This is a genomic window from Streptomyces sp. NPDC001093, from assembly GCF_040298985.1.
Lineage (GTDB): Bacteria > Actinomycetota > Actinomycetes > Streptomycetales > Streptomycetaceae > Streptomyces.
Genome location: NZ_JBEPBF010000004.1, coordinates 53,064 through 79,010, shown reverse-complemented (window position 1 = coordinate 79,010; position 25,947 = coordinate 53,064). Strand labels below are relative to the sequence as shown.

At 72.6% G+C, this 25,947-nt stretch carries 24 protein-coding genes; 2 read left to right on the top strand and 22 right to left on the bottom strand.

All coding sequences use genetic code 11. The annotated features are described in order from the left end of the window. Window positions 1-44: 44 nt before the first annotated feature. The 19 genes from ABT288_RS03960 to ABT288_RS03870 form a co-directional block, all read right to left on the bottom strand. Window positions 45-533: a hypothetical protein gene (locus tag ABT288_RS03960; protein ID WP_351602481.1), complete on the bottom strand. Its 489-nt coding sequence runs from the start codon at window positions 531-533 to the stop codon at window positions 45-47. Between the two features lie 41 nt (window positions 534-574). Continuing rightward, window positions 575-1,240 carry a response regulator gene (locus tag ABT288_RS03955; RefSeq protein ID WP_351602479.1) on the bottom strand — a complete coding sequence of 222 codons (666 nt, stop codon included), beginning with the start codon at window positions 1,238-1,240 and terminating at the stop codon, window positions 575-577. Then, window positions 1,237-2,577: a sensor histidine kinase gene (locus ABT288_RS03950; protein WP_351602477.1), complete on the bottom strand. Its 1,341-nt coding sequence runs from the start codon at window positions 2,575-2,577 to the stop codon at window positions 1,237-1,239. The genes ABT288_RS03955 and ABT288_RS03950 overlap by 4 nt, the downstream gene beginning before the upstream one ends. Before the next feature lie 101 nt (window positions 2,578-2,678). Continuing rightward, complete coding sequence (locus ABT288_RS03945) at window positions 2,679-3,359, bottom strand: response regulator (RefSeq protein ID WP_351602475.1); 681 nt, start codon at window positions 3,357-3,359, stop codon at window positions 2,679-2,681. A 36-nt stretch (window positions 3,360-3,395) separates the two neighbouring features. Then, window positions 3,396-4,826, bottom strand: a complete 1,431-nt coding sequence (locus ABT288_RS03940) for a sensor histidine kinase (RefSeq protein ID WP_502972720.1) — start codon at window positions 4,824-4,826, stop codon at window positions 3,396-3,398. 10 nt (window positions 4,827-4,836) lie between these two features. Continuing rightward, complete coding sequence (locus ABT288_RS03935; protein WP_351602609.1) at window positions 4,837-6,066, bottom strand: acyltransferase family protein; 1,230 nt, start codon at window positions 6,064-6,066, stop codon at window positions 4,837-4,839. Window positions 6,067-6,166: 100 nt separating this feature from the next. Beyond that, complete coding sequence (locus ABT288_RS03930) at window positions 6,167-7,330, bottom strand: alpha/beta hydrolase (protein WP_351602474.1); 1,164 nt, start codon at window positions 7,328-7,330, stop codon at window positions 6,167-6,169. Window positions 7,331-7,519: 189 nt separating this feature from the next. Continuing rightward, the gene (locus ABT288_RS03925; protein ID WP_351602473.1) at window positions 7,520-8,404 is read right to left on the bottom strand and encodes an alpha/beta hydrolase; all 885 of its coding nucleotides are present in this window, start codon (window positions 8,402-8,404) and stop codon (window positions 7,520-7,522) included. 243 nt (window positions 8,405-8,647) lie between these two features. Next, window positions 8,648-9,832, bottom strand: a complete 1,185-nt coding sequence (gene kynU / locus ABT288_RS03920) for a kynureninase (RefSeq protein ID WP_351602471.1) — start codon at window positions 9,830-9,832, stop codon at window positions 8,648-8,650. Next, entirely contained in the window at window positions 9,825-10,673 is an 849-nt protein-coding gene (locus tag ABT288_RS03915) for a tryptophan 2,3-dioxygenase family protein (protein WP_351602470.1), read from the bottom strand. The genes kynU and ABT288_RS03915 overlap by 8 nt, the downstream gene beginning before the upstream one ends. Before the next feature lie 160 nt (window positions 10,674-10,833). Beyond that, window positions 10,834-11,247 (bottom strand): DUF3151 domain-containing protein, encoded by a 414-nt coding sequence (locus ABT288_RS03910; protein WP_351602469.1) that lies wholly within the window; start codon window positions 11,245-11,247, stop codon window positions 10,834-10,836. Window positions 11,248-11,327: 80 nt separating this feature from the next. After that, on the bottom strand, window positions 11,328-12,782 hold the full coding sequence (locus tag ABT288_RS03905; protein ID WP_351602468.1) for an MFS transporter: 1,455 nt from the start codon (window positions 12,780-12,782) through the stop codon (window positions 11,328-11,330). Window positions 12,783-12,851: 69 nt separating this feature from the next. Then, entirely contained in the window at window positions 12,852-13,874 is a 1,023-nt protein-coding gene (fbaA, locus tag ABT288_RS03900) for a class II fructose-bisphosphate aldolase (protein WP_351602466.1), read from the bottom strand. 141 nt (window positions 13,875-14,015) lie between these two features. Beyond that, window positions 14,016-14,564, bottom strand: coding sequence for an orotate phosphoribosyltransferase (gene pyrE, locus ABT288_RS03895; protein ID WP_351602464.1), 549 nt, complete (start codon window positions 14,562-14,564; stop codon window positions 14,016-14,018). 10 nt (window positions 14,565-14,574) lie between these two features. Further along, window positions 14,575-15,381 carry an aldose epimerase family protein gene (locus ABT288_RS03890; protein WP_351602462.1) on the bottom strand — a complete coding sequence of 269 codons (807 nt, stop codon included), beginning with the start codon at window positions 15,379-15,381 and terminating at the stop codon, window positions 14,575-14,577. 70 nt (window positions 15,382-15,451) lie between these two features. Continuing rightward, window positions 15,452-16,246, bottom strand: coding sequence for an SRPBCC family protein (locus ABT288_RS03885; protein WP_351602460.1), 795 nt, complete (start codon window positions 16,244-16,246; stop codon window positions 15,452-15,454). Window positions 16,247-16,300: 54 nt separating this feature from the next. Further along, window positions 16,301-17,938 (bottom strand): polyamine aminopropyltransferase, encoded by a 1,638-nt coding sequence (locus ABT288_RS03880; protein WP_351602458.1) that lies wholly within the window; start codon window positions 17,936-17,938, stop codon window positions 16,301-16,303. Window positions 17,939-18,037: 99 nt separating this feature from the next. Further along, window positions 18,038-18,562, bottom strand: a complete 525-nt coding sequence (locus tag ABT288_RS03875) for a DUF2617 family protein (RefSeq protein WP_351602456.1) — start codon at window positions 18,560-18,562, stop codon at window positions 18,038-18,040. A 318-nt stretch (window positions 18,563-18,880) separates the two neighbouring features. Continuing rightward, window positions 18,881-19,198, bottom strand: a complete 318-nt coding sequence (locus ABT288_RS03870; protein WP_351602454.1) for a hypothetical protein — start codon at window positions 19,196-19,198, stop codon at window positions 18,881-18,883. Window positions 19,199-19,316: 118 nt separating this feature from the next. Here ABT288_RS03870 and ABT288_RS03865 point away from each other — a divergent pair, with 118 nt between their 5' ends. Then, window positions 19,317-20,501, top strand: a complete 1,185-nt coding sequence (locus ABT288_RS03865; protein WP_351602452.1) for a pyridoxal phosphate-dependent aminotransferase — start codon at window positions 19,317-19,319, stop codon at window positions 20,499-20,501. A gap of 52 nt (window positions 20,502-20,553) precedes the next feature. Here ABT288_RS03865 and ABT288_RS03860 read toward each other — a convergent pair whose 3' ends face one another. Then, the gene (locus tag ABT288_RS03860; protein ID WP_351602450.1) at window positions 20,554-21,105 is read right to left on the bottom strand and encodes a mycothiol transferase; all 552 of its coding nucleotides are present in this window, start codon (window positions 21,103-21,105) and stop codon (window positions 20,554-20,556) included. A 196-nt stretch (window positions 21,106-21,301) separates the two neighbouring features. On the opposite strand from ABT288_RS03860, the gene ABT288_RS03855 reads away from it, so the two are divergent. After that, a complete protein-coding gene (locus ABT288_RS03855) occupies window positions 21,302-22,495 on the top strand; it encodes a putative hexosyltransferase (protein WP_502972719.1) in 1,194 nt (397 codons plus the stop codon). Between the two features lie 12 nt (window positions 22,496-22,507). Here ABT288_RS03855 and ABT288_RS03850 read toward each other — a convergent pair whose 3' ends face one another. Together ABT288_RS03850 and clpB are read right to left on the bottom strand one after the other, a co-directional pair. Beyond that, window positions 22,508-23,038, bottom strand: a complete 531-nt coding sequence (locus ABT288_RS03850; RefSeq protein WP_351602448.1) for a type III secretion system chaperone family protein — start codon at window positions 23,036-23,038, stop codon at window positions 22,508-22,510. Between the two features lie 215 nt (window positions 23,039-23,253). Beyond that, the gene (clpB, locus tag ABT288_RS03845) at window positions 23,254-25,851 is read right to left on the bottom strand and encodes an ATP-dependent chaperone ClpB (protein WP_351602446.1); all 2,598 of its coding nucleotides are present in this window, start codon (window positions 25,849-25,851) and stop codon (window positions 23,254-23,256) included. Window positions 25,852-25,947: the final 96 nt, after the last annotated feature.

Below are 25,947 nucleotides of genomic sequence, written 5' to 3'. Positions count from 1 at the left end.
TAACGCGCCGGGCCGACATCTGACCAGGGTCCCCCCTGACCTGCTCAACCGCTGCCTTCGAGGAGGAAGTCGTAGTAGTCCTTCCCGCCGACGAGAACGGACGTGACGCACAGGGGCAGGCCCTCGGCGTCCCGGGGAACCTCCTGGGAGGTCTCGCGGGTGAAGCCCAGGGACACGCCGGGGATCACGGGGTGCCCGGGGCGGGACTCGTCGACCCTCCAGCCACGGTCGGCGGCGCGGCGGAAGAGGTCCTGGGCCGGTGTGCCGAAGACGTCGTGCCCGTCGAGCAGGACCCGGGTGCCGGAGGTCCGGCCCTCGCCGGGCCACCACAGCTCGATCGCCGTGACCGTGGGGCTGCTCTCCAGGAGGGCCTGCACACCCACGCCGTCCAGGGACCAGGACGCCCGCGCCGAATCCCGGCGCCGGAGGACTCTGGGCTCACCCCAGTCGGGCGCCGCCGCGAGCGCCTCGTCCAGTGTCATCCCCAGCCGGAGCGGCGCGACTCCGCGCGGCGGGTCGAGTACCAGGTCCATGGCCTTCCCGTTCCGTTTCCGTCCTGCCCGCCCGGACACCGTCAGCCCGGTGTCACCAGCCTTGCCTCGTACGCGAACACCGCTGCCTGGGTGCGGTCTCTGAGGCCCAGTTTGACCAGGATGCGGCTCACATGGGTCTTGATCGTCGACTCCGCCACCACCAGGCGCTCGGCGATCTCCGCGTTGGACAGGCCCTGGGCGATCAGGACCAGGACCTCTGTCTCACGCTCGGTGAGTTCGCCGTAGGCCGCATGGGCCGACGGGATCAGGCGCGGGGGGTCCGAGAGACGGGAGAACTCCGTGAGCAGGCGTTTGGTGACCGAGGGAGCCAGGAGGGCCTCGCCTGCGGCCACCACCCTCACACCGTCCGCCAGCTGACGGGCCGAGGCGTCCTTCAGCAGGAAACCGGAGGCTCCCGCGCGCAGCGCCTGGTACACGTACTCGTCCAGGTCGAAGGTCGTCAGGACCAGCACCTTCGCCGCCGCGTCCGCCGCCACGATCTCCCGGGTGGCCTCGATGCCGTTCAGCTCCGGCATGCGGATGTCCATCAGGACGACGTCCGGGGCGAGTTCACGGACCCGGTCCACCGCCTCCCTTCCGTTGACGGCCTCGCCGACGACCTCGATGTCCGGCATCGCGTTCAGCAGGACGGAGAAGCCCTCGCGGACCATCATCTGGTCGTCCGCGATCAGTACGCGGATGGTCATGCGTCCCCTTCACTCGCGGTCGCCGCCGGCACCGGCAGGAACACCGTCACCTCGTAGCCCCCGTCCTCCGTCGGGGCCGCCGTCATCTCGCCGTTCAGCATCGACACGCGCTCCCGCATGCCCGTGATGCCGTGCCCCGCGCCCGGAGAGGGCTTCACGAGGTGCGGCGCGGGCGGCGGGGTGTTGACTATGCGCAGGCCCAGGCCGCCGAGGACGTAACCGATCTCCACGCGGGCGCCCGCTCCCGGTGCGTGCCGCAGGGTGTTGCTGAGGGCCTCCTGCACTATGCGGTACGCCGACAGCTCCACGCCCTGCGGCAGTTCGCGCACCGCGCCGGTCACCGCCTTGTCCACCGTCAGACCGGCCTCCCGCACATTGGCCAGCAGCCCGTCGAGGTCGGCCAGGGTCGGCTGGGGGGCGTCGGGCGCCTCGTAGTCCTCCGCGCGTACGACCCCGAGGACCCGGCGCAGCTCGGTCAGGGCCGCGACCGCGTTCTCCCGGATGGTGGCGAACGCCTTCTCCAGCTCCTCCGGGGGGTTCTCCACCCGGTAGGGAGCGGCCTCCGCCTGGATGGCGACCACCGACATGTGGTGGGCGACCACGTCGTGCAGCTCGCGGGCGATCGTCGTGCGCTCCTCCAGGAGGGTGCGGCGGGAGCGTTCGTGCTGGGTGACCGTCTGCTGGGCGGTCACCTCCTGCTGGGCCTGGCGGCGGATGTGCCGGACCGTCACGGCCAGCAGGATCAGGGCAGACAGGAAGAGCATCGGGGTCACATTGGTGTCGTAACGGTGCCAGCCGAAGAGGCCTCCGGTGACGAAGCCGTAGACCGCGGTCATCACCCACATCGAGGCCGCGGTGCGCGGCCGGGTGCGCAGCGCGACGACCGTGAGCACCACCAGGTGGGACAGGAAACTGCCCGGCAACCAGGGCCAGTCGCTGCCGTCGCCCCGGCCGATCACGGCGGCGACCGTGCTCGCGGCCAGCGAGAACCAGAAGGCCCCCACCGGGCGCGCCAGCGTCAGCAGGACCGGTCCCAGCGCCAGCAGCCCGCACAGCAGGGTGGCCAGGCCGGAGTCGAAGGAGCTCGCCAGGGCGAGGGACATCGCCATCACACCCAGGGCTGCCACCACCGTGTGCGGCAGCCAGCCCGCGCCGGACAGACGGCGGGCGAGCGGACCGTCGGCGCTCCGGCGGGGCAGCGGCCGGTAGGCGAAGGCGTCATCGAACAGGTCCTGCCGCAGCCCGCGCAGGGCGTCCGCGGCCAGCCGGAACTCCGGACTGCGCGGCCGGCCGGCCGGGCCCGGCGGTGTCGTCTGCGTGTGCGTCGTCTGGGTCACGTACGCAACGGTAGGCGGGCGGCGGGGCGCGGTCGTCACCTTGGAGGGGGGTTCTCGGGGGTCCCTCTCAGGTACTACGGGTCGCCCCGCAGGGGTTCGGTTCAGCGGCCGCCGGGGCGGACCACGCCGGACTCGTAGGCGAAGACCGCCGCCTGGGTGCGGTCGCGCAGGCCCAGCTTCACCAGGATCCGGCCCACGTGCGTCTTCACGGTCTGCTCGGCCACGACCAGCCGCTCGGCGATCTCCGCGTTCGACAGGCCCTGCGCGATCAGCGCCAGCACCTCCGTCTCCCGCTCGGTCAGGTCGCCGACGCGCTGCTTGAGCGGGGCCCGGCGGCTGCCGTCCAGCCGGGAGAACTCGGCGATCAGACGGCGGGTGATGCCGGGCGCGAGGAGCGCGTCGCCCGCGGCCACGACCCGGACCGCCTCGGCCAGCTGGTCCGCGGAGGCGTCCTTCAGCAGAAAGCCGGAGGCCCCGGCCCGCAGTGCCTCGTACACGTACTCGTCCAGGTCGAAGGTGGTCAGCACCAGCACCTTGATGGCGGGATGCTCGGCGGTGATCCGGCGGGTCGCCTCGATGCCGCCGAGTTCGGGCATCCGGATGTCCATCAGCACGACGTCCGGGGCCAGTTCGGCGGTCTGCGCGATCGCGTCCAGACCGTCCACCGCCTGCCCGATCACCTCGATGCCGGGCTGGGCGCCGAGCAGCACGCCGAAACCCTGCCGGACCATCTGCTGGTCGTCGGCGATGAGTACGCGGATGGGACCGGTGCCGCTCGTCATGGGGCCTGTTCTCCTGTCGGGGGCTCGGGGCTGAGGTCAGTACGAGGAGGTGGGTTCGGGTCCGGTGGGTGCGGATCCGGTGGGGTCGGGGGTGCCCTCGCGGGGAAGGAACGCCGTCACCAGAAAGCCGCCGTGCCGGGTCGGTTTCGCCTCGACGCGCCCGCCCAGCATCGCCGCGCGCTCCCGCATGCCCAGCAGTCCGTGGCCACTGCCCGGGGAGGGCGGGACCGGACGGCTGGGACGGGAGTTGACGACGCTGAGGTATATGCCGTTGGGAAAGTGGCCGATCTCCACACGGGCCTTCGCGCCCGGCGCGTGCCGCAGCACGTTGCTCAGCGCCTCCTGGACGATCCGGTACGCGGACAGCTCCACCCCCGGCGAGTAGCCGCGCGGGGCGCCCTCCTCCGCCTTCACGACCTCCAGGCCGGCCGCCCTGGTGTTCTCGAGCAGGGAGTCCAGCCGGGCGAGGTTCGGCTGCGGGGCGTCGGGGGCCGGGCCGGTGCCGGGCGCGGGCCGGCGGGAGACGTCCTCGGCCGCCTCCGGGGCGTCCGGGTCGTCCGGGCTCTCGGAGCGCAGGACGCCGAGCACACGGCGCAGCTCGGTCAGCGCCTCCAGAGCGTTGTTGCGGATGCCGGCCAGGTTCTCCTTCAGTTCCTCGGAAGGGTTCTCCACCAGATGGGGGGCCACCTGCGCCTGGATGGAGATCACCGACATGTGGTGGGCGACCACGTCGTGCAGCTCCCGGGCGATACGGCTGCGTTCCTCCAGGAGCGTGCGGCGGGCCCGTTCCTCCGCGGTGATCGTCGTCTGCTGGATCAGTTCGGTACGGGCCTCGCTCCGGCTGCGCAGGGCGGTTCCGATGACGGCGGCGACGGCGAACAGGCCGACGGCTACGGCACCTGTGGGGGAGTAGTGCTGCGCGCCCACTCCGCTCTTGCTCTGGACCCCGAACGTGAGCACGGCGGTCACGCCGAGCGCGGCGACCGTGCCCCGGATGGGAACGCGCAGGGCCACGAACAGGAGCACGGCCATGTGAGCCAGCAGAAGAGGCGTGGACCAGGGCCAGTCGGTGCCAGAGTGCGGGAGCGATGCCAGGTGCGGGCGGGCGAGCAGCGCCGTACCGGTGGCGGCTGCCAGCGACACGGCCCAGGCGGGGACGGGGTGCCACAGGGCCACGACGATCGCGACGGCCTGGAGGAAGGTGCTGAGGACTGCTACGGCTGTGGTGAAGCCGTAGCTACGGGACAGTTCCTCGGCGCCGCCCAGGGCGATGCCGAGGGCCAGCCAGCCGACGAGGAGGTAGGTGAGGAGGCGGAGCCAGCGGTACTTCGAGAGAGGGGGTGAGTGGGCGGAGGCCGACTCGCCCAGCCAGGTACCGATGCGGCTGTGGAGGCCGGGCCCGGGGTCCGGGGTGGGACCCGCGAGGGCGGACGGCTGGTCGAGGTCGTGGTCGTCCGCGGGCTGCACGGTGTCAACATTAGGCATTCCGCTGGGGCCTTGCTCGGGGCAGGTGGCGGTGGACCACATGGGACCTGCGGTTTCGGGGGCGGCGGGGGCCCTGTTCGTGGTGCCGGAAGGCCGCCCGGCACAGGGCGAGCATCAGGGCGAAGACCGGAAGCCAGGCGAGGCGGTACGGCACCCATCCCAGCGAGTCGGGTGAGGTGTGCAGGCCGGGCAGCCGGCCGGCCAGGAGGCCCGTGGCCGTCGTGGCCATCATGGCCGTCTGGTGCCAGAGGTAGATCGTCATCGCGGAGAGGTTGACCAGGGCCACCGCCGCCCAGAGCAGCGGGCGGGCCATCGCGCGGCGCAGCCGGTCGCGCAGGAGCAGGGCGAGCCCGCACTGGGCCAGGCCGAAGGTGACGGCCGCCAGGGTCGGGGGGTCGAGGTTGGAGATCCGTGCGCCGGGGACGCCGACCATGGACGCCGGGTAGCCCGCGCAGATGACGAGGACGGCCGTGGCCGCCGTACCGCCGAGGAACAGGACGCGGGCCGCGCGGCGGGTGTCCAGCTCGCCCCGGGTCCAGGCCGCGCCCAGGGTGTACGGGACCAGCCAGCCGGCGGGGAGGTTCAGCCAGCCGAGCCAGGACGGGCCGGTGTGCAGACCGAAGCGGAGCAGGTCCACGTGCAGGACGACGGCCAGGGGCCAGAGCGGGTTGAGGCGGGTGACGAGCGGGGTGGCGGCCGTCAGACCGGCGAGGACCAGCAGGAACCACAACGGTGACAGGGCCAGCTTGAGCAGGGCCTCGAGGGTGGGGAGGGGGGCGCCGGTGAGGAGGAGGACCGCGGCGGCCACCGCCCACAGGCACAGCAGAGCGGCCACCGGGCGCAGGAGGCGGGTCAGGCGGGCGCGCAGCCAGGAGCCGTAGGTCTCGCCCCTGTCGCGGGCGGTGGCGAGGCTTCGGGTTGCCACATGGCCGCCTACCAGGAAGAACACGGCCAGGGTCTGGAACAGCCAGGAGATCGGGGCCAGCCAGGGCATGTGCTGCAGGGGGCTGGTGGTGTGCAGTCCGCCGTCCCTGTCCACGAGTGCCGTCACCAGCCAGTGGCCCATCACGACCCCGAGGATCGCGATCGCCCGCAGTGCGTCCACGGCTCGGTCCCGGGAGGCGGGGGTGAGGCTGTCGAGGTGGCGGGCGGATCGGCGTAGGGCGTGGAGGGGGGTGACGGTGTGGGGCTTCTTCGGCGGGACAGAAGTCCCCACCGGCATCGCCCGTGACGGTTTCGTCGTCGGGTGCGGGTGGCCCTCGAGGGGCGGCAACGCCGTCGGCGGCTGCGGGGCCGTGCGGGGGGTGTGGGGTGCGGTCGGGTCAGGCATGGGGCACCTCCGGGGTCTCGCCGAGGGTGATCCGGGCGAGGTCGGCGAGGGAGGCCGAGCCCGGGGTGAAGTAGCCGCTGTGGTCGGCGGCGCCCGCGTCGAAGACCCGGGCGCCGAAGGCGCGGGAGACCGGGTTGGCGCCGAGGCCGACGGTGGTGCCCAAGAAGGTGGCGCTGATGTGCGGCACGTCGGCGACCCAGTCCTCGCTGCCGCGGGCCGCCCACACTCTTGCGCGGGTGTGCAGGGCCGCGACGGAGCCCGCGCCGGTGCCGGGGCTGCCGATGAGGACGATGTCGTCTGCGGCCAGGCCATGGGCGGCCCGGCCGCAGACGACGGTCCCGTAGGAGTGGCAGAGCAGGGAGAGGTGCGCCTGCGGTGTGGTCGCGGTGCGCAGGTCGCGTACGAAGGCGCGCAGACGGGGGGCGGCTTCCTCGGCTCGGGTGGTCGTGGTCACCGTCGTGCTGACGGTGGCCGGTGTCTCGTAGCCGAGCCAGGCGACGACCGCGGTGCGGGTGCCTCGCGGCGCGCGGTGGGTGAGGTCCGTGTACAGGGCCACAGCCGCCTTGTGGAAGCGGGCGTAGGTGTCCAGGGAGGTGTCCGAGCCGGGGACCAGGACGGCGATGTGGTCGGCGTGGGCGAGGTCGCCGAGCACCTCCGTGGCCTGGCCGGCGCCTCGGCCGTCGAAGGTGAGGAGCCGGCGGGACGGGGCGGCCAGGGCGCGGTCGGCGGCGGCGCGGTCGGTGTCGCCGTGCGCGGCGGCCATGTCGGCGGCACGGGTGGCGTCGGCCCGGTTGGCGGCGTAGGCCGACTGGAGGGTGGTCGCCGTGAGCTTGGGGAGAGTGGCGGGGGCCGGGGCCGGGATCTGGGCGCGGGCGGCGCCGGAGAGGGGGGCGGCCAGCGCTGCGGTGAGGAGGGTGGCGAGGAGGGTGCGGCGCCACTTTCGGGTACGGGTGCGGGGTGCTTTCGGCGGGGTTCGCGTTCCCACCCGCACCACCCGTGACGGTTTCGGCTGCGGGTGGCCCTCGTGGGGCGGAATCACCGTCGGCGGCTGCGGGGCCGCGGGCGGAAGCCCGTCCGTGGGACAAGGCGCCGTGTCCGTCGGCGGGTTCGGGTGTGTGGTGTGCTCGGTGTGCTCGGTGTGCTCGGTGTGCCCCATGGGCGGGCTTCCTTTCGGATTGCCCGGCCATCGGGCGCGTCCGAGAAGGAAGTTATGGATCGGGGCGTGTCGTCGGCGTCCCGCCAGGGAGCCGTTCTGCGGGGTAGCTCTCAGGTATTACGGGTATCACCGGGGCCGGCCCTCGGGGGCAGGCTCCGCGAGTCGGCCCCGTGCATCGAACGCCCCCCGTCACCAGGCCAGTTGGGCGAGCTCCTCCGCCACCACGGCGCACGCGTCCGCCGCCGGGTCGATGAGCGGGAAGTGGCCGACGTCCTCCAGCAGCGTCAGACCCACCACCTCGCCGGCCTTCGCCGCCGCGGCCGCGTAGGACTCGGCCACCGCCTGCGGCACCACCAGGTCCGTACGCCCCTGGACCAGCGTCGTCGCGATGCCCGTCGGGAGGAGCAGAACGGGGTCGGCGCTGGGGCGGCGCTCGGCGAAGGTGTCGTGGCCGCCGAGGAGTTGCAGGCTCGCGTTGCCGCAGACGTCCAGCTTCTCCGCCACTTCGAAGTCCGCGATCGGCGCGAGGGCGACGACGCCGCGGAGCGGGGCGGGCCGGTCGGTGCGCCACGGGGCGTCCGCGGGCAGGACGTGGCGTGCCGCGGCCCACAGGGCGAGGTGGCCGCCGGCCGAGTGCCCCGTCAGCACCATGCGGCGGGAGTCGGCCTGCGGGAGCGCCTCCCGGACCAGAGCGGGCAGCGCGTCCAGCGCGGCCGCGATGTCGTCGAAGGTGTCGGGCCAGCGGCCTGCCGGAGGGGTGGTGTCGCCGGCCCCCTCGGTGAGCGGGTCGCCGCCCCGGCGGTACTCGACGTTGGCCACGGCGAAGCCCCGGCGGGCCAGGTAGTCCGCGAAGGGGGTGATGTGGCGGCGGTCGTAGCGGGCGCGCCAGGCACCGCCGTGCAGGACCACCACCAGAGGGGCCGGGGATTCCTGGGCCTTCCGGGGGGCGTAGAAGTCGATCACCTGGTCGGGGTGGCTGCCGTAGGCGGACGTGACGTCGGGGTCGACCGGGGGGTGCGAGAAGGCCGACTCCTCTTCGGCGGCGGCGCGGGCTGCTGCGGCGTCGTCCGGCATGCTCCAACCTCTCAGCGATGGAACGTGTTTGGCGTCTGGCGGACCAAGGGGTGGCGGACCAGGTGGGGGATTCCCGTTCACCGTTGGCGGGACGGTATCAGGCCGGTGACGTGCGGGGACATGGGGATGTCACGCAGGGTGAGGAATAAACGGTTCTGCGGGGAAAGGCCAAGGCCGGGCCCGAGAGAGATGCCCCTCCCGGACCGGCCCTCGGCCCCCCGCCATGCCTCGCTCACGCCTCCCCTACGCCAGCTCCTCGCCCAGGATCTGCGCCGCCCGCTCGGTCTCACCGAAGGTGACGTACAGCGGGGTGAAGCCGAAGCGAAGGACGTCGGGATGGCGGAAGTCGCCCACGACGCCCCGGGCGATCAGGCGTTTCATCACCTCACCCGCGTCGTCACAGCGCAGCGCGACCTGGCTGCCGCGTTCCCCGTGGCGTTCCGGGGTCACGGACTCCACGCGCCCCGGCTCGGTGTACGCCCGCACGCACCGCAGGAAGAAGTCCGTCAGCGCGAGGGACTTGGCGCGGACGGCGGAGACGGACACGTCGTCCCAGACGTCCAGGGCCGCTTCCAGGGCGAGCATGGACAGGACGTCCGGGGTCCCCACGCGGCCGCGCCGGGCGCCCGGCGCCGGGGTGTACGACGGGCTCATGCCGAAGGGGTCGGTGTGCGAGTTCCAGCCGGGCAGCGGGGAGTCGAAGCGGGGCTGGAGCTCCTCGCGGACGTACAGGTACGCCGGGGAACCCGGGCCGCCGTTCAGATACTTGTAGGTGCAGCCGACCGCGAGATCGACCCCGTGCTCGTCCAGGCCCACCTCCAGCGCGCCCGCGCTGTGGCACAGGTCCCAGACCGCGAGGGCGCCGGCGGCGTGGATCGCGGCGGTCAGCCCCGGCAGGTCGTGCAGGCGGCCCGTGCGGTAGTCGACGTGGTTGAGGAGGACCGCGGCCGTACGGCCGCTCAACTCCCCCGGCACCTCCGACGGCGTCACGGCGCGCAGGGTGCGGCCGGTCAGGCGGGCCGCCGACTCGGCGATGTAACCGTCCGTGGGGAACGTGGTGGCGTCCACCAGGATCTCGGTACGGTCCTCGCCCGCCATCCGTACGGCGGCCACAAGTGCCTTGAACACGTTGACACTTGTGGAGTCACCGACGACGATCTGCCCGGCCGCCGCGCCGACCAGCGGGGCGATCCGGTCGCCGATCCGCTCCGGCGCGGTCCACCAGCCGCTCTCCTCCCAGGAGCGGATGCGCAGTTCGCCCCACTGGCGGCGCACCACGTCGGCCACCCGGTCCGGGACGCCCGCCGGGAGCGCGCCGAGCGAGTTGCCGTCCAGGTAGACCACGTCATCGAGGACGAAACGGGAACGCAGCGGGGCGAGTTCGTCGGCCGCGTCCAGCTTCTCCGCCTGCAGGGCAAGTTCAGACATGGGACCTCGCCGTCCACAACTCCGGGAACACGTTCTTGCGGGCGCGCTTCTCCAGCCAGGCCACGCCGGCCGAGCCGCCCGTGCCGGGCTTGGCGCCCATCGCGCGGCGGGTGGCCACCAGGTGGTCGTTGCGCCAGCGCCAGACCAGTTCGGCCACGTCGGTCAACGCCTCGCCCAGGCGGGCGAGTTCGGCGTCCTGGTCGCCGGAGTAGACCGCCGCCCAGGCCCGCTCGACCTGCTCGGAGGGCTCGTGGCGCTGGGACACGTCACGGTGCAGGACGGACGCGGGGATCGGATGCCCGCGCCGGGCCAGCAGCCGCAGCACCTCGTCGTACAGGCTCGGCTCGTGCAGCGCCTTCTCCAGCTCCGCGTGCGCGCGGGGGGCGCCGCGGTGCGGTACGAGCATGGACGCGGACTTCTCGCCGAGCAGGAACTCCATGCGCCGGTACATCGCCGACTGGAAGCCGGAGCCCTCGCCGAGGGCGGAGCGGTACGAGTTGAACTGCGCCGGGGTGAGCTGGCCGAGGGGCCTCCAGGAGGCGTTGAGGGCCTCCAGTTCCCGTACGGAACGCTTCAGCGCGGCGATCGCGGTCGGTACGTCGTCGCCGCGCAGGGCCGCCGCCGCGGTCTCCCACTCATGGACGACGACGGTGAACCACAGCTCCATGACCTGGGTCGTGACCAGGAAGACCATCTCTCCGGGATCGTCGGAGAGGGTGTGCTGGAGGTGGGTGAGCACGTCCGCCCTGACGTAGTCCTCGTACGGCGTCGTGCCCGCGAAGTCGAGATGCGGAGTCTCGGGCTCCTGAGTCTCCAAGGACTGCTGAGCCGGTTGGGACATCGCTGTCTCCTGTTGTAGCTCCGGGTAGCGGTCCGCCCCTGCCGATGCCGGCACGGGGGCCCCGGTCCCCACCCGGCATCCTCCGCAATGGACCCGGATCCGGCAAGGCCCGTCCGCTGCCAGACGGGCCACACCGGTGACTGCCGTCGCTCCGGCCGGGCTAGCCGAGGGTCTGGGCCGCCGTGGGCGAGGAGTCCTTCAGGAACTGCGTGCAGCGCTCGTACTCCTCCTGCTCGCCGATGGCGTGGGCGGCGCGGGCGAGGGCGTGCAGCGCGCGCAGGAAGCCCCGGTTCGGCTCGTGCTCCCAGGGGACCGGTCCGTGCCCCTTCCAGCCGCTGCGGCGCAGGGCGTCGAGGCCGCGGTGGTAGCCCGTACGGGCGTAGGCGTACGACTCCACGACCGAGCCGCGCTCGAAGGCCTCGTCGGCCAGCTGGGCCCAGGCGAGAGAGGAGGTCGGGTACTTGGCGGCGACGTCCGCGGGGGCGGTGCCGGCCGCGAGCTGTTCGCGGGGCTCGGGGTCGTCGGGGAGGTGGGTGGGGGGCGGACCGCCGAGCAGGTTCTCGTGAATCGTCATGGGGTCCAGTCTGGCTCACCTCACGGATTCCCGTGCTGCCGGCATGTGCCCCGTGCCGCCCCGCACCGCGAGCCCACCGGCTAGGTACGCCGCTCCCCCTCCAGCGGCGGAGCCGTCACGCAGCCGTGTACGCGGCACTCGGGGTGCCGGCACTCCGGAGCCGGGCGGCGGACCAGGGCGAAGGCCAGCAGCGAGCCGACCACCAGCACCCCCGCGCACATCGGCATCGCCCGCTTGTACGCCGCGTCGAAGGCCGACGGCACCCGGTACGCCTCCGGCCCCATCCCCGCCAGCAGCGGCAGCGCGGCCACCGCGATCAGGCCCGCCGCCCTCGCCGCCGCGTTGTTGATGCCGCTGGCCAGGCCGGCCCGCGCGGTGTCCACGGAGGCGAGGACCGTGGCCGTCAGAGGGGCGACCAGGGTGACCATGCCCGCGCCCATCACGAGCAGCGCCGGCAGGACGTCGGTGAGATAGACCGCGCCCTTGCCCACCCGCAGCATCAGCAGCAGCGCCACCGCGCAGAGCAGCGGGCCGACGGTCAACGGCAGGCGCGGGCCCGTGCGGTCGGCCAGGGCGCCGGAGCGGGCGGAGAAGAGGAGCATCAGGGCGGTGGTCGGCAGCAGGGCCGTACCGGCCTCCAGGGGCGAGTAGCCCACCACCACCTGGAGCTGGAGCGCGGTGAGGAAGAAGAAGCCGCCGAACGCCGCGTACACGCACAGGGTGACCAGGTTGACGGCCGTGAACTGGCGCGAGGCGAAGATGTCCGGCGGGAGCATCGGGTCCGGGCGGTGCCGTTCGACGTGGACGAAGGCGACCGCCGCGAGCACACCCGCCGCCCCGGTCAGGGCCACTGCCACACCGCCCGCCCTCGCCTCGATCAGCGCGTACGTCACCAGGGCCAGGGACAGGGCGCCGAGGGCCGCGCCCAGAACGTCGAAGCGGCCGTGTTTTCCGCCGTCCCTCGACTCCGGGACGTGCCTGAGCGCCACCGGCACGCACAGCAGCGCCAGCGGGACGTTCAGCAGGAACACCCAGCGCCAACCGGGGCCGGCCACCAGCCAGCCGCCCAGGAACGGGCCGACCGCCGCGCCGATCCCGCCGAAGCCGGACCACAGGCCGACGGCCCGGCTGCGGTCGTCGTGATGGAAGGACGCCTGAATGATCGCCAGGGACCCGGGGGTCAGGAGCGCGCCGCCGATGCCCTGCAGAGCCCGGGCGGCGATCAGCACCGGCGGGTTCGGCGACAGGCCGCACAGCAGGGACGCGGCGGCGAACCACACGACCCCCAGCACGAAGATCTTCCGCCGGCCGTAGTGGTCGCCCAGCGAGCCGCCCAGCAGGATCAGCCCGGCCAGCGTGACCATGTACGCGTTGACCGTCCATTGCAGGGCGGCCAGGCTCGCGCCCAGGTCCTCGCCGATGCGCGGGAGCGCCACGTTGACGACGGTCGAGTCCAGCAGGGCCATGCTGGAGCCGAGGACCGTGGTGAGCAGGATCCACTTGCCCTGGGGCGAGGCCAGCCGGACGTCGGGCACCCACCCAGGTATACAGCGGGCCCGGCGGCTTGGACAGCCACCGGGCCCACCGCGCAGCGGACGTACCGCTTACTTGATCTTGTTGCCCGCCGAGCGCAGGTTCTGCGTGGCCTCGACGACCCGGGCGGCCATGCTCGCCTCGGCCAGCTTGCCCCAGGTGCGCGGGTCGTAGGCCTTCTTGTTGCCGACCTCGCCGTCGACCTTCAGGACGCCGTCGTAGTTCTGGAACATGTGGGCGGCGACCGGACGGGTGAAGGCGTACTGGGTGTCCGTGTCGATGTTCATCTTCACCACGCCGTTGTCCAGCGCGGTGAGGATCTCCTGCTCGGAGGAGCCGGAGCCGCCGTGGAAGACGAAGTCGAAGGGGGAGGTCTTGCCGAACTTGGCGGCGACGCCCTCGTTGAGCTCCTTCAGCAGCTCGGGGCGGAGCACGACGTTGCCCGGCTTGTACACGCCGTGCACGTTGCCGAAGGAGGCGGCCAGCAGGTAGCGGCCCTTCTCGCCGAGGCCCAGGGCCTCCGCCGTACGGATCGCGTCCTCGACGGTGGTGTAGAGGGAGTCGTTGATCTCGTGCGAGACGCCGTCCTCCTCGCCACCGGTCGGGGTGATCTCCACCTCGAGGATGATGTGGGCGGCGCGGGTGCGCTCCAGCAGCTCCTGGGCGATGGCGAGGTTGTCGGCGAGGGTCTCGGCGGAGCCGTCCCACATGTGGGACTGGAACAGCGGGTTCCGGCCGGCCTTCACGCGCTCCTCGGAGATCGCGATCAGCGGACGTACGTACCCGTCGAGCTTGTCCTTCGGGCAGTGGTCGGTGTGCAGCGCGATGTTGACCGGGTACTTCTCGGCGAGGATGTGCGCGTACTCGGCGAGGGCGACCGCGCCGGTGACCATGTCCTTGCTGTACTGGCCGCCGAGGAACTCGGCACCGCCGGTCGAGATCTGGACGATGCCGTCGCTCTCCGCCTCCGCGAAACCGCGCAGCGCCGCGTTCAGGGTCTGGCTCGAGGTGACGTTGATGGCCGGGTAGGCGAACTTGCCTGCCTTCGCCCGGTCGAGCATCTCGTTGTAGACCTCGGGGGTTGCGATGGGCATCTGTCCGCTCCTTGTGTTGCGGGTTGGATTGCTGCGTTACGGCCCTGACCTAGACCTGGGGGGTGACGTCATCGTCGGCCCCATCTTTCCAGACACGGGGTGCTGGTCGGCGCCCCGCCAAGTCCAGGTCACCGGGGCGTGTCAGTCCAGACCCAGTTCATCCTTCGAGAAGGCGAAACGGTACGGAACACCCGCGCCGGCCTCGATCTTCTCGGCGGCACCGGTGGCCCGGTCCACGATGGTCGCGACGGCGACGACCTCGGCGCCGGCCTCGCGCACGGCCTCGACGGCGGTGAGCGGGGAGCCGCCGGTGGTGGAGGTGTCCTCGACGACCAGCACCCGCCGGCCCGCGATCTCCGGGCCCTCCACGCGCCGCTGCAGGCCGTGCGCCTTCGCCGCCTTCCGTACGACGAACGCGTCCAGCTTCCTCCCGCGCGCGGCGGCGGCGTGCAGCATGGCCGCGGCGACCGGGTCGGCGCCCATGGTCAGGCCGCCCACCGCGTCGAACTCCAGGTCCGCGGTCAGATCCAGGAGCACCTGGCCGACCAGCGGGGCGGCCTCGCCGTCGAGGGTGATGCGGCGCAGGTCGACGTAGTAGTCGGCCTCCAGACCCGAGGAGAGGGTCACCTTGCCGTGCACCACGGCCTTGTCCTTGATCTGCTGCAGCAGCGCGCCACGTACATCCGTCATGCCGACCAGCTTAAAGGCGCCGCCAGCTCCAGGTGGTGCTCGCCTCCAGCGGCTCCAGCGGGGTGACCAGGCGCGGAAGGGTGTTCAGGCCGTTGGGCGGGCCGGTCTGCGGCTCCACGCACACGGCCTCGGCCTGCTCGTCGTAGACGACCACCCACTCCTCGCGGCTGGTCACCCTCAGCTCCAGCTGCCCGGGCCAGGTGAGGGTGACGTCGACACCGCCGGGCATGCCGAAGCAGTCGTCCCAGGGGCCCGGCTTCGGGTCGGTCCTGTTCCCGGTGGGCAGATGGTCGTCCCCGCGCTCCTCCTGCCAGGCGGGCTCGAAGCCGACCGTGACGTCCTCGCCCACGGCACCGTCCTCGCCCGCGAGGGTTCGGTTGAACCAGGGGTGCCAGCCGATCTGCGCCGGGAAGGAGTCGTCCCGCGCCTCCACCGACATCGTCAGCGTCAGGGCGTCCTCGGCGAGCGCGACGACGTGGGTGACGCGGCCGGGGTGCGGCCAGGGTTCGACCAGGTCGTACGTGATCACCGCCTCGTTCTCCGAGACGCGCGCGGTGCGCCAGGCGCCGTCGCGGGTGGTGCCGTGGATGGCGTGGGGCGGGGAGTTGAGCGGCATCTGACGGACGGTGCCGCCGTCCAGGAAGCGGCCGTCGCGGATGCGGCCGCACCACGGCACCATCGGGAAGCAGCCGTAGCGGTCCCCTTGCCTCAGCAGTTCCAGGCCGTCGACCGCGAGGCTGCTGATACGGCCGCCGTGGGCGGGGCTGACGTGGACTACTGCAGTGCCTGCGGTCAGCGTGATGTCTTCGTTACTCACGGGAAGAGGCTACTGGGGGGCGACTCGCGGTAGGGGCTGAGCGCCGTGCGCCCTCACGGGGCGCTTTCGCTCAGCGGCGTTTGCGCAGTGCCCTGCTCACGACGATCGCCGACGCCACGACCAGTGCCGCCGCCGGCGCCGCCCAGCGCAGTGCCGATGTCGCCGTGACCGTCTGCGGGGCCGGAACCGGTGCATAACGGCCCCGCGGCGGCGCGTGGTCGACCTCCTCCGCGCTGCGTCCGATCATCGTCCGGCGCGCGTGCGCGGCCTCGGCGGGGGGCTCGCCGGTGTCGGCGAAGTCCTCGGCGAGGCGGTCGGCCGCCGGGTCCAGGGGCGGCGGCGGGATCTCGGCGTCGAAGACGGAGGTGTGCTCGGCCTCCGGCTCCGGTGCCTGCTCCTCCGGCCCCGGTGCCTGCTCCTCCCCCTCCTGCGAACCCGTCGCAGGCTCCGCCGTCGCCAGGTTCTCCACGAAACGGTTCAGCAGGCGGGTGGCCGCCGCGTGCGCCGCGTCCGCGGGGAGCTCGGCGATCCGGCCGTCCGCGTCCGCCGTGCCCTCGACCGTGACCGTCGTACCGCCCTCGGTGTCCGCGAGGCGCAGGGTGAGGGCGAGTTTCACGGCGCCGGTGCCGCGGGCCTCGGTGGCGTCGGCCTCGACGGCGTACGTGCCGTCGTCGCGGGCGGCCACCCGGGCCGTGCCCCGGTAGGTGACGGAGTGTCCCTGGACGCGGAGCTTCAGGCGCCCGGTGACGGGTTCGGCCCCGGCGTCCTGTTGCAGGCCGGGGACCGCGCGGGCGATGCGCGCGGGGTCGGCGAGGGCGGCTCTGAGCGACTCGAGCGGGACCGGGACGAAGACCTGGTGCTCCATGTCCGGTGAGCCTACCCAGCTGTGACCGGAATTCACTCCCACCTGACCGGCTCGTCAGTACCGGGGATGCACCAGCGTCGACGGTGGCAGCCCGTCGATCCGGGTCCGTTCCGCCGCCCGCGCGTCCGCGGTCAGTTCCGCCTGCGTCAGGGTGTGCGGCGGCCCGGTGGGCAGGCGCAGCGGTGGCGGAACGGCCCCCGGGCTCGCCAGCAGGAATCCCCAGTCGTGCGGGGTTCCGGGCGTGCCCGCCGAGCGGTCGGGGCCGGCCGGGAAGCCGGTGTCGTGGCCGAGGACCCGGTAGGGGGAGCAGGCGAAGCCGGCGGCACGCAGGGTCGCGGCGACCGTCCAGAAGGCGCGGGGGCGGGTGGTGACCGACCCGGCGTGGACGACGAACCGGCCGCCGGGGGCGAGGACGCGGCGGGCGAGGCCGTAGAACTCCTGGGCGTACAGCTTGGTGCTGGCGGTGATGCCGGGGTCGGGGAGGTCGGCGATCACCACGTCGTACGCGGAGGGGGGTGCGCCGCGCAGCCAGCCGAGGGCGTCGGCATAGGTGACGTGGGCGCGGGGGTCGTCGTAGGCGTGGCCGTTGGCGGTGGCGAGGCCGGGGTCACGGCGGGCCAGCCGGACCAGGCCGGGGTCGAGTTCGACGACGTCGACGCGGCGCACTCCGCCGTGGCGCAGCACCTCGCGGGCGGCCAGGCCGTCGCCGCCGCCGAGGATCAGCACGCGCGCGTGGGGGCCGCCGGACATGGCCGGGCGGACGAGGGCCTCGTGGTAGCGGCGTTCGTCGCGGCCGCCGACGCGGAGCCGGCCGTCCAGGAAGAGGTCGAGGGGCTTGCCGTCGGTGCCGCCGGCGAGGACGACCTCCTGGACGTCGGTCTGTTCGGCGACCCGGACGTCCGTGCCGTAGACGGCCCGCCGGGCGGCGCGCTCGAATTCGTCGGCGAGGGCCGCGGCGGAGGCGAGGACGCCGAGGACGACGAGGCCGACGAGGAGCAGGGTCCAGCGGGCCCGGCGGGTGAGGTCGCGGCGGAAGAGCCCGAGGACCAGGGCGCCGCCGGCCACGACGTTGACCGTGCCGGTGAGCAGCGCACCCGTCAACTGGCCCAGGACCGGCAGGAGGAGGAAGGGAAAGGCCAGGCCGCCGACCAGCGCGCCGACGTAGTCCGCCGCGAACAGGTCGGCCACCGCGCCGCCCGCGTCCTGGTGACGGATGCGCTGGATCAGCTCCATCAGCAGCGGCACCTCGGCGCCGATGAGCAGGCCGATGGCGAGGGAGAAGGCGACCAGCAGGCAGCGCGGGCCCTCGCCCCACACCCCGCCCCAGCCGCCGGTCCAGGCGAAGACGGCGTACAGCGCCATCGCGCTGCACCCGCCGACCAGCGCGAGGACGGTCTCGATCGCGCCGAACCCGGCCGCCGCGTGCCAGCGCAGCCGCTTGGCTCCGAGGGAGCCGATGCCCATCGCGAACACCATCACGGACAGCACGACGGAGGCCTGGGTGACGGAGTCCCCCATCAAGTACGAGGCGAATGCGACGAGTTCGAGTTCGTACACGAGTCCGCAGGCCGCGCAGACGAAGACGCACACGAGGACCAGGAACCGCCCGGTGCCGGGCCGGACGGGCAGCCGGGCGGGGGCTGTCCAGGGCGGCGGACAGCCCGGGGGTGCGGGGGCGTGCGGTTCGATCACTCTGCGACGTTACGTCACACGCGCGGTACGCTTCGTCACCCACACGTGTGGATCTGGGGGCAGTTGACGTAGGGCGGGTTTATCTTCGCGCGGGCGCGCTCAGTTCAGCTGTGCGGTCGGCACGCGCACCCCGACCCGGGTCCGGGTGGCCACCAACTGCCCGTCCTGCGGGTAGGCGTGCCAGGTGCGCCAGTGCACCTGGCCCTCGTGGTGCTGGGCCAGCATCGCGGTGAAGGCGTGCGGACTGCCCGGGAAGACACCGGCGAGGCCGTGCGGATGGTCGGAGACGAGGGCGAGCAACTCCTGGGCGCGGCCCGCGAACGAGCCGGGGGTGAGCACCTCGACGCGCGCGGCGAACTCGTACTCCCAGTCGCCGACGCGCTTGGCGACGCCGAGCGGCAGCGGGGTGCTGGAGCCGGGGATGCATGCGACCGTCTCCGAGCAGCTGCCGCGCTCCTCGTCCAGCAGCACCTGGTGGGAGGCGCCGAGGAGTCTCAACTGAAGCTTCGCGCCGGTGAGTTCCAGATCCAGGGTGGCCAGCGCAGGCAGCGGCTCGCGTCCCAGGGCCCAGGCCAGGTCGGCAGCCCGCGTATCGGTGTAGGAGGTGTTCAGGGTCGTGAGCATGGATCGGCTCCGCTAACACGCGATGAGGGGGAGATCGGCCATGTCAGCCCAGCCGGCTCGGCCGGGGCGGGAGTCTCAGTGAGGTCCGAGGGGCTGCGTTGGCGGTTTAGAGGGAATCATGAACGGAGGCAGCCCCACAGCGTTTTTACCCAACTTCGCCGGGTTTCCATCCCTCAGGGGGCTCCACGGTTCAACTGTTCAACTATGGCGTACGCCGGGCGCGGAAAACCAATGGCGAGCGCCCGCCGGTCGTCCTGCCCGGCGGGCGCTCGCATGCGGCCCGGATACGGCTCCCCCGAGGAGCTCGGCTGCCCCGTGTCAGCTGCCTCCCCCGCATCCTCCGCCGCCGCACGACGAGCCCCCGCCGCAGGAGGAGTGACCTCCGCAGGAGTGACCGCCACCGCAGGAGTGACCGCCGTGATGGCCGCCGTGGTGCCCGCCCGACGAGCCGGAGTCGACGCTGCCGGCCCACCAGCTGCCGCTGCCGTCGTACGACGAGGACGACGAGCGGCACCGGCCGCGGCCGCCCTTGCCGAGCGACACCTTGCGCCGGCGGTTCCCGGATCGGGCGCCCGCCAGCGCCGTGACCGTCACGAACGCGGCCACGACCAGGATGAAGATGATGCCGACGACCATGGCGTCACCCTCCTTCCGTTCCCCCGAAGCGGTCCCCCGTGGACCGCGGTGACCGGCAGATGCCCGGCCGTCCCGGGGCTCAAAGCAGAGTTGAGGAACTCCAGAGCTTGGGCGCAGGATGGCCGCCATGACCTCCAGCGCACGCCCTCACCTCAATCGCCGGCTCGCCGAGTTCGGGACCACGATCTTCGCCGAGATGTCCGCGCTCGCCCTGTCCACCGGGTCGATCAACCTGGGCCAGGGCTTTCCCGACACCGACGGGCCCGAGGAGGTCAGGGAGGCGGCCGTACGGGCGCTGCGCGACGGCCGCGGCAACCAGTACCCGCCGGGGCCGGGCATCCCGGAGCTGCGCGCCGCGATCGCCGCGCACCAGCAGCGCCGCTACGGGCTGCCGTACGACGCCGACACCGAGGTGCTGGTCACGGCGGGCGCCACGGAGGCGATCGCGGCCGCGCTGCTGGCGCTGGTGGAGCCGGGTGACGAGGTCGTGGCCCTGGAGCCGTACTACGACTCCTACGCGGCGAGCATCGCCATGGCGGGCGGCACGCGCGTGCCGGTGACCCTGCGCCCCCACGACGGCAGCTTCCGCCTCGACCTGGACGAGCTGCGCGCCGCCGTCACCGGCCGCACCCGGCTGCTGCTGATCAACACCCCGCACAATCCGACCGGTACCGTCCTCACGCGCGCGGAGCTGGCCGCGATCGCCGAGCTGGCGGTCGAGCGGGACCTGCTGGTGGTCACGGACGAGGTCTACGAGCACCTGGTCTTCGAGGACGCCGAGCATCTGCCGCTCGCGTCCTTCCCCGGGATGCGCGAGCGCACGGTCACGATCGGCTCGGCCGGCAAGACGTTCTCCTTCACCGGCTGGAAGGTCGGATGGGTGACGGCCGCGCCGGAGCTGGTGACCGCGGTCCGCTCGGTCAAGCAGTTCCTGACGTACGTCTCGTCGGGCCCCTTCCAGTACGCGGTCGCCGAGGCGCTCGCCCTGCCCGACGCCTACTTCGCGGAGTTCCGCCGGTCCATGCTGGCCCGCCGGGACATCCTGGCCCAGGGCCTCGCGGAGGCGGGCTTCGCGGTCTTCCGGCCGGCCGGCACGTACTTCATCACCACCGACATCCGCCCCCTCGGCGAGAAGGACGGCTTCGCCTTCTGCCGCGCCCTGCCGGAACGGGCCGGCGTGGTGGCGATCCCCAACGCCGTGTTCTACGACGACCGGGAGGCGGGGGCGCCGTTCGTACGGTTCGCCTTCTGCAAGCGCGAGGAGGTCCTGCGGGAGGCGGCGGAGCGGCTGCGGAGGATGTAGGCACCTCCTGGCGTGCGAGCGTCTCCAGCGGGAGGACGGCCCGGGCGCGGAGTCACACCCCGACCGCGCCGTCGATCCGTTCGCGGATCAGGTCGGCGTGTCCGTTGTGACGGGCGTACTCCTCGATCATGTGGATGAGCACCCAGCGCAGGGAGACCGTGCCCCGCCAGGAGTCGTGGCCCTCGATGTCGAGGTGCGGGGCCCCGGCGGCGAAGGCCTCCGCGAAGGCCACTTCTGCGCGCCAGGCCGCCCAGGACTCCGCGACGACCCCGGGGTCGGGGCCGGCGCCGTCGAAGTCGCCCTCGGGGACGTCCGCGGAGGAGAAGCGCAGCTCGACGTCCTGCCCGGCGAGCACGGCCCGGAACCAGCGGCGTTCCACGTCGGCGAGGTGCCGGACGAGGCCGAGCAGGGACAGCGAGGACGGGGACACGGACCGCAGGGCCAACTCCGGCCCCAGTCCGGAGCACTTCAGCTCCAGGGTGGCGCGCTGGGCCGCCAGCACGGCGACCAGCATGCTCCGCTCGTCACCGATCGCGGGGCCGCCGAACCGGTGCTCGCTTCCGGTGCCGGTGAACAGTTCGATCCGTCGGTCGGGAATCTTCATGCCCACATCATGTGCGCCGGGCGACCGGTCCCGGAACCCATGCCGGATGCCGGGCCGAAACCCCAGGCCCCGTGCACAGGGCCCCGCGCCCCGCCCCCCTCCGGGGCTCCCGGCGTACTCGACACAGGTGAACCCGCCCCGCACTCGGCCGTCACCTGCTCGCATCCGCGCCCGAGCCCTTGCAGGGTGCTCAGGTGTGACCCACGCCAGTACCACCCTCGCCACGCCCGTAGCCGCGCCCCAGCCGGCGCCGCGTGCACGGACCGGGCCGTCACTCGTGCGAGCGAGCGGGGTCGCCGTGGGCCTCTTCCTCGGTGTCCGGCTCACCGGGGTGGCCGTGCTCGCCCTCGTCGCGCATGTCGCCGGCCGGCACCCGCTGACCCTGCTCGCCCGGTCCTGGGACTCGGTCTGGTACCTGGGCATCGCCGCGCACGGCTACGGTCACGACCTGCCCTCCTCCGATCCGGACCCGCACAGCGACCTCGCGTTCTTCCCGCTGTATCCGGCGCTGCTGCGGGCGGTGACCGCGCTGGCGCCGGTCGGCGGCGGCACCGCCGGGCTGCTGATCTCGTGGACCGCGGCCGCGGTGGCCGCCGCCGGGATCCACGCGGTCGGCTCCCGGCTGCACGGGCGGGCCACCGGCCTCGCGCTGGTGCTGCTGTGGGGTCTGCTGCCGCACGCGGTGGTGCTGTCGATGGCGTACACCGAGCCGGTACTGGCCGCGTTCGCGGCCTGGTCGCTGTACGCGCTGCTGGCCGGGAACTGGCTGTGGGCGGGCGCGTTCGCGGCGCTCGCGGGGCTGGCCCGGCCGAACGGGCTCGGGGTGGCCACCGCGGTACTGGTCACGGCCGCGGCCGAGGTGTGGCGGCGGCGCGGAAAAGTTTCCCACAGGCTGTGGACGGGCGCGGCACTCGCCCCGCTGGGCTGGACGGCGTACGTGCTGTGGGTCGGGCGGCGGAAGGGGGATCCGCTCGGCGGCTACTTCGAGGTGCAGCGGCTGTGGGGGTCGACGTTCGACTTCGGGTACGGCTCGCTGCAGTTCCTGCGCGCGATGCTGCTGCACGGCAGCCGGTTCGTGTTCCCGATGGCGCTGGTCCTGGTGGTGGCGGCGACGGTGCTGTACGCGCTGCTCCTCCTGGACCGCGCTCCGCTGCCGCTGCTCGTCCACAGCGGGGTGCTGCTGCTGATCGCGCTCGGCGGGTCCGGCTTCTTCGAGTCCAAGCCGCGGTTCCTGCTGCCGGCGTTCCCGCTGCTGCTGCCGCTGGCCCAGGCACTGGCGCGCACGGCGAGAGCCCGGCCCTGGCACGCGACCGTGCTGGTCGCGAGCCTGGCCGGGCTCAGCTATGTCTACGGCGCGTACCTGGTGGTGTACGCGCAGGCACCGCTGTAGAGCGGGGGGAGGCTACTCCTCCTCGTCCTCGGGCTTGTCCGCCTCGTTGACCTCCTGCTCCAGGCCGAGCTGCTCGACGAGCCACCGGTCGAACTCGATCGCGGCCCGCACCCAGCTGACCGTCGAGGAGACGAAGTGGTTGATGTCGACGCCCGTGCCGATCAGCATCTGGGCCTCGCCGATCAGACGGACGGTGCCGTCGTCGTGGGTGTGGGTGTACACCTTGGGCCACAGGGTGCGGCGGTTCCAGTCGTCGACGGACTCCAGCAGCTGCGGCTTCTCGTCGATCTTGTGGGGGCGGTCGTAGAACGTCCGCACCGAGAAGATCGCCTGCTCGGCCTCTCCTCGGAACATGAAGTACGTGCGGAACTGCTCCCACGGCGCCGCGAGGTCACCCTCCTCGTCGACGACGTACTTGAGCTCCATCTGGTCGAGGAGCTGCTTCACAAGATCCTGATCCGGGACGACGGGGCCCGCCGGTCCTTGGGGCTGCGGTTCGGGCTGGCCCCCGAAGTTCGGAATCGAGGACGGGTCGATGCTCACCGTGTTTTTCCCTTCATGCGGATTCCGCCATCCTCCCCCATGCGGGGAGGGGGGAGGCAAGCCCCGCCGCCCGCCTGTCCGCCTTTGGCCGACATGATTCCGGCTGCGGGGCGCAGGGGCCCAGGTGACAGGGGTGGCGAGGCGAGGACGGACCAGGTGAAGAGCGAGGGCCCGGTCAGGCCCTCGCACGGTGCACCACGTTCACCCTGTGGGCGTCACAGCGTCTTTCCCGTCGCCGGACCCACCAGCAGGCCCTCGCCGAAGCGGTCGACGCGGACCGTGTCGCCGTCCTTGATCTCGCCGGCGAGGATCTCCTTGGCGAGGCGGTCGCCGATGGCGGTCTGGACGAGGCGGCGCAGCGGGCGGGCGCCGTAGGCCGGGTCCAGGCCCTCCTCCGCGAGCCAGGCCAGCGCCTCCGGGGTGACCTGAAGGGTCAGGCGCCGCTCGGCCAGGCGCTTGCCGAGGCGGTCGATCTGGAGCTGGGCGATCCGCTCCAGCTCGGCCTTGGTCAGTGCCGAGAAGACCACCAGGTCGTCGAGCCGGTTGAGGAACTCCGGCTTGAAGGAGCTCCGGACCACCTCCAGGACCTGCTCCTTCTTCTCCGCCTCGCTGGTCAACGGGTCGACCAGGAACTGGCTGCCCAGGTTGGAGGTGAGCACCAGGATGGTGTTGCGGAAGTCGACCGTGCGGCCCTGGCCGTCCGTGAGGCGGCCGTCGTCCAGGACCTGGAGCAGGATGTCGAAGACCTCGGGGTGGGCCTTCTCCACCTCGTCCAGGAGGATGACGGAGTACGGGCGGCGGCGGACGGCCTCGGTGAGCTGGCCTCCCTCCTCGTAGCCGACGTAGCCGGGAGGCGCGCCGACCAGCCGGGCCACGCTGTGCTTCTCGCCGTACTCCGACATGTCGATGCGGACCATGGCCCGCTCGTCGTCGAAGAGGAAGTCCGCCAGGGCCTTGGCCAGCTCGGTCTTGCCGACACCGGTCGGGCCGAGGAAGAGGAAGGAACCGGTGGGGCGGTCGGGGTCGGCGATGCCCGCGCGGGAGCGGCGGACCGCGTCCGACACCGCCCGTACGGCCTCGGTCTGGCCGATGAGCCGCTTGCCCAGCTCGTCCTCCATGCGCAGCAGCTTCTGCGTCTCGCCCTCCATCAGGCGGCCGGCCGGGATGCCGGTCCAGGCGGCGACGACGTCGGCGATGTCGTCGGAGCCGACCTCCTCCTTGACCATCGTGTCCCTGGCGGCCTCCTCCTCGGCCTGAGAGGCGGCCTCCAGCTCCTTCTCCAGCTGCGGGATCTCGCCGTAGAGCAGCTTGGCGGCGGTGTCGAAGTCGCCGTCGCGCTGGGCGCGTTCGGCCTGGCCGCGCAGGTCGTCCAGGCGCTCCTTGAGCTCACCGACCCGGTTGAGGGACTGCTTCTCCTTCTCCCAGCGGGCGGTGAGGTGCCGCAGCTCCTCCTCCTTGTCGGCGAGGTCGCGGCGCAGCTTCTCCAGGCGGGCGACGGAGGCCGGGTCGGTCTCCTTGGCGATCGCCAGCTCCTCCATCTTCAGCCGGTCGACGGCGCGCTGGAGTTCGTCGATCTCGACGGGCGAGGAGTCGATCTCCATGCGCAGGCGGGAGGCGGACTCGTCGACGAGGTCGATGGCCTTGTCCGGCAGGAAGCGGGAGGTGATGTAGCGGTCGGAGAGGGTGGCCGCCGCGACCAGCGCGCTGTCGGCGATCTGGACCTTGTGGTGGGCCTCGTACCGGCCCTTGAGGCCACGGAGGATCGCGATCGTGTCCTCCACCGTCGGCTCGGCGACCAGTACCTGCTGGAAGCGGCGTTCCAGGGCGGGGTCCTTCTCGATCCGCTCCCGGTACTCGTCCAGGGTGGTGGCGCCGACCATGCGCAGCTCGCCCCGGGCCAGCATCGGCTTGAGCATGTTGCCCGCGTCCATGGCGGAGTCGCCGCCGGCACCGGCGCCGACGACGGTGTGCAGCTCGTCGATGAAGGTGATGATCTGCCCGTCGGAGTCCTTGATCTCGGCGAGGACGGCCTTCAGCCGCTCCTCGAACTCGCCGCGGTACTTGGCGCCGGCCACCATCGCGCCGAGGTCGAGCGCGACCAGCCGCTTGTCCTTCAGCGACGAGGGCACGTCACCCTTGACGATCCGCTGGGCGAGCCCCTCCACCACGGCGGTCTTGCCGACGCCCGGCTCACCGATGAGGACGGGGTTGTTCTTCGTACGGCGGCTCAGCACCTGTACGACCCGCCGGATCTCCTGGTCCCGGCCGATGACCGGGTCGAGCCGGCCCTCGCGGGCGGCGGCGGTGAAGTCGGTGCCGAACTTCTCCAGGGCCTTGTACTGGCCCTCGGGGTCGGCGGTGGTCACGCGGCGTCCTCCCCTGGCCTTCTTGAAGGCCTCCAGCAGTTTCTCGGCGCCGGCGCCCTGTGCCTGGAGCAGTTCGGCGACGCGGCCGCCCTTGGCGGCGATGCCGATGAGCAGGTGCTCGGTCGACAGGTACTCGTCACCGAGCTCCTTCGCGCGCGCGTCGGCGTCGGCGAGCACGGCCAGCAGCTCGCGGTTGGGCTGCGGGGGCGCGACCGTGGATCCGGTCACGCTGGGCAGCGCGGCCAGGATCTTCTCGGCGCCGGCGCGTACGGCGGCCTGGTCGGCCTCGACGGCCGCGAGCAGGTCGGTGATGTTCTCGTTGTCCTGCCCCTGGAGCAGAGAAAGCAGCAGGTGGGCAGGGGTGAGGTCCGGGTGCCCCTCGGTCACGGCCCGGTTGCTGGCCGCGTTGATCGCGTCCCGGCTCCTGTTGGTCAGCTCGGCGTCCACGTTGTCCGTTCTCCTCCTCGGCCGCACTCTCCACTGCTGACTTAGACAGCGTACACAAAGTTGAGTCTATTCCGCTCAAGTCAGGAGGCAGGGGTT

What these genes read in the sequence shown, in the direction of transcription:
- ABT288_RS03910 (WP_351602469.1), bottom strand. Translation starts at nt 11,247, where the DNA reads ATGACGATTCACGAGAACCTGCTCGGCGGTCCGCCCCCCACCCACCTC.
- fbaA (WP_351602466.1), bottom strand. Translation starts at nt 13,874, where the DNA reads ATGCCCATCGCAACCCCCGAGGTCTACAACGAGATGCTCGACCGGGCG.
- ABT288_RS03865 (WP_351602452.1), top strand. Translation starts at nt 19,317, where the DNA reads ATGGCCGCCATGACCTCCAGCGCACGCCCTCACCTCAATCGCCGGCTC.
- ABT288_RS03930 (WP_351602474.1), bottom strand. Translation starts at nt 7,330, where the DNA reads ATGGGGCACACCGAGCACACCGAGCACACCGAGCACACCACACACCCG.
- ABT288_RS03955 (WP_351602479.1), bottom strand. Translation starts at nt 1,240, where the DNA reads ATGACCATCCGCGTACTGATCGCGGACGACCAGATGATGGTCCGCGAG.
- ABT288_RS03875 (WP_351602456.1), bottom strand. Translation starts at nt 18,562, where the DNA reads ATGCTCACGACCCTGAACACCTCCTACACCGATACGCGGGCTGCCGAC.
- ABT288_RS03935 (WP_351602609.1), bottom strand. Translation starts at nt 6,066, where the DNA reads ATGCCGGTGGGGACTTCTGTCCCGCCGAAGAAGCCCCACACCGTCACC.
- ABT288_RS03960 (WP_351602481.1), bottom strand. Translation starts at nt 533, where the DNA reads ATGGACCTGGTACTCGACCCGCCGCGCGGAGTCGCGCCGCTCCGGCTG.
- ABT288_RS03945 (WP_351602475.1), bottom strand. Translation starts at nt 3,359, where the DNA reads ATGACGAGCGGCACCGGTCCCATCCGCGTACTCATCGCCGACGACCAG.
- ABT288_RS03885 (WP_351602460.1), bottom strand. Translation starts at nt 16,246, where the DNA reads ATGGAGCACCAGGTCTTCGTCCCGGTCCCGCTCGAGTCGCTCAGAGCC.
- ABT288_RS03915 (WP_351602470.1), bottom strand. Translation starts at nt 10,673, where the DNA reads ATGTCCCAACCGGCTCAGCAGTCCTTGGAGACTCAGGAGCCCGAGACT.
- ABT288_RS03870 (WP_351602454.1), bottom strand. Translation starts at nt 19,198, where the DNA reads ATGGTCGTCGGCATCATCTTCATCCTGGTCGTGGCCGCGTTCGTGACG.
- ABT288_RS03860 (WP_351602450.1), bottom strand. Translation starts at nt 21,105, where the DNA reads ATGAAGATTCCCGACCGACGGATCGAACTGTTCACCGGCACCGGAAGC.
- kynU (WP_351602471.1), bottom strand. Translation starts at nt 9,832, where the DNA reads ATGTCTGAACTTGCCCTGCAGGCGGAGAAGCTGGACGCGGCCGACGAA.
- ABT288_RS03925 (WP_351602473.1), bottom strand. Translation starts at nt 8,404, where the DNA reads ATGCCGGACGACGCCGCAGCAGCCCGCGCCGCCGCCGAAGAGGAGTCG.
- pyrE (WP_351602464.1), bottom strand. Translation starts at nt 14,564, where the DNA reads ATGACGGATGTACGTGGCGCGCTGCTGCAGCAGATCAAGGACAAGGCC.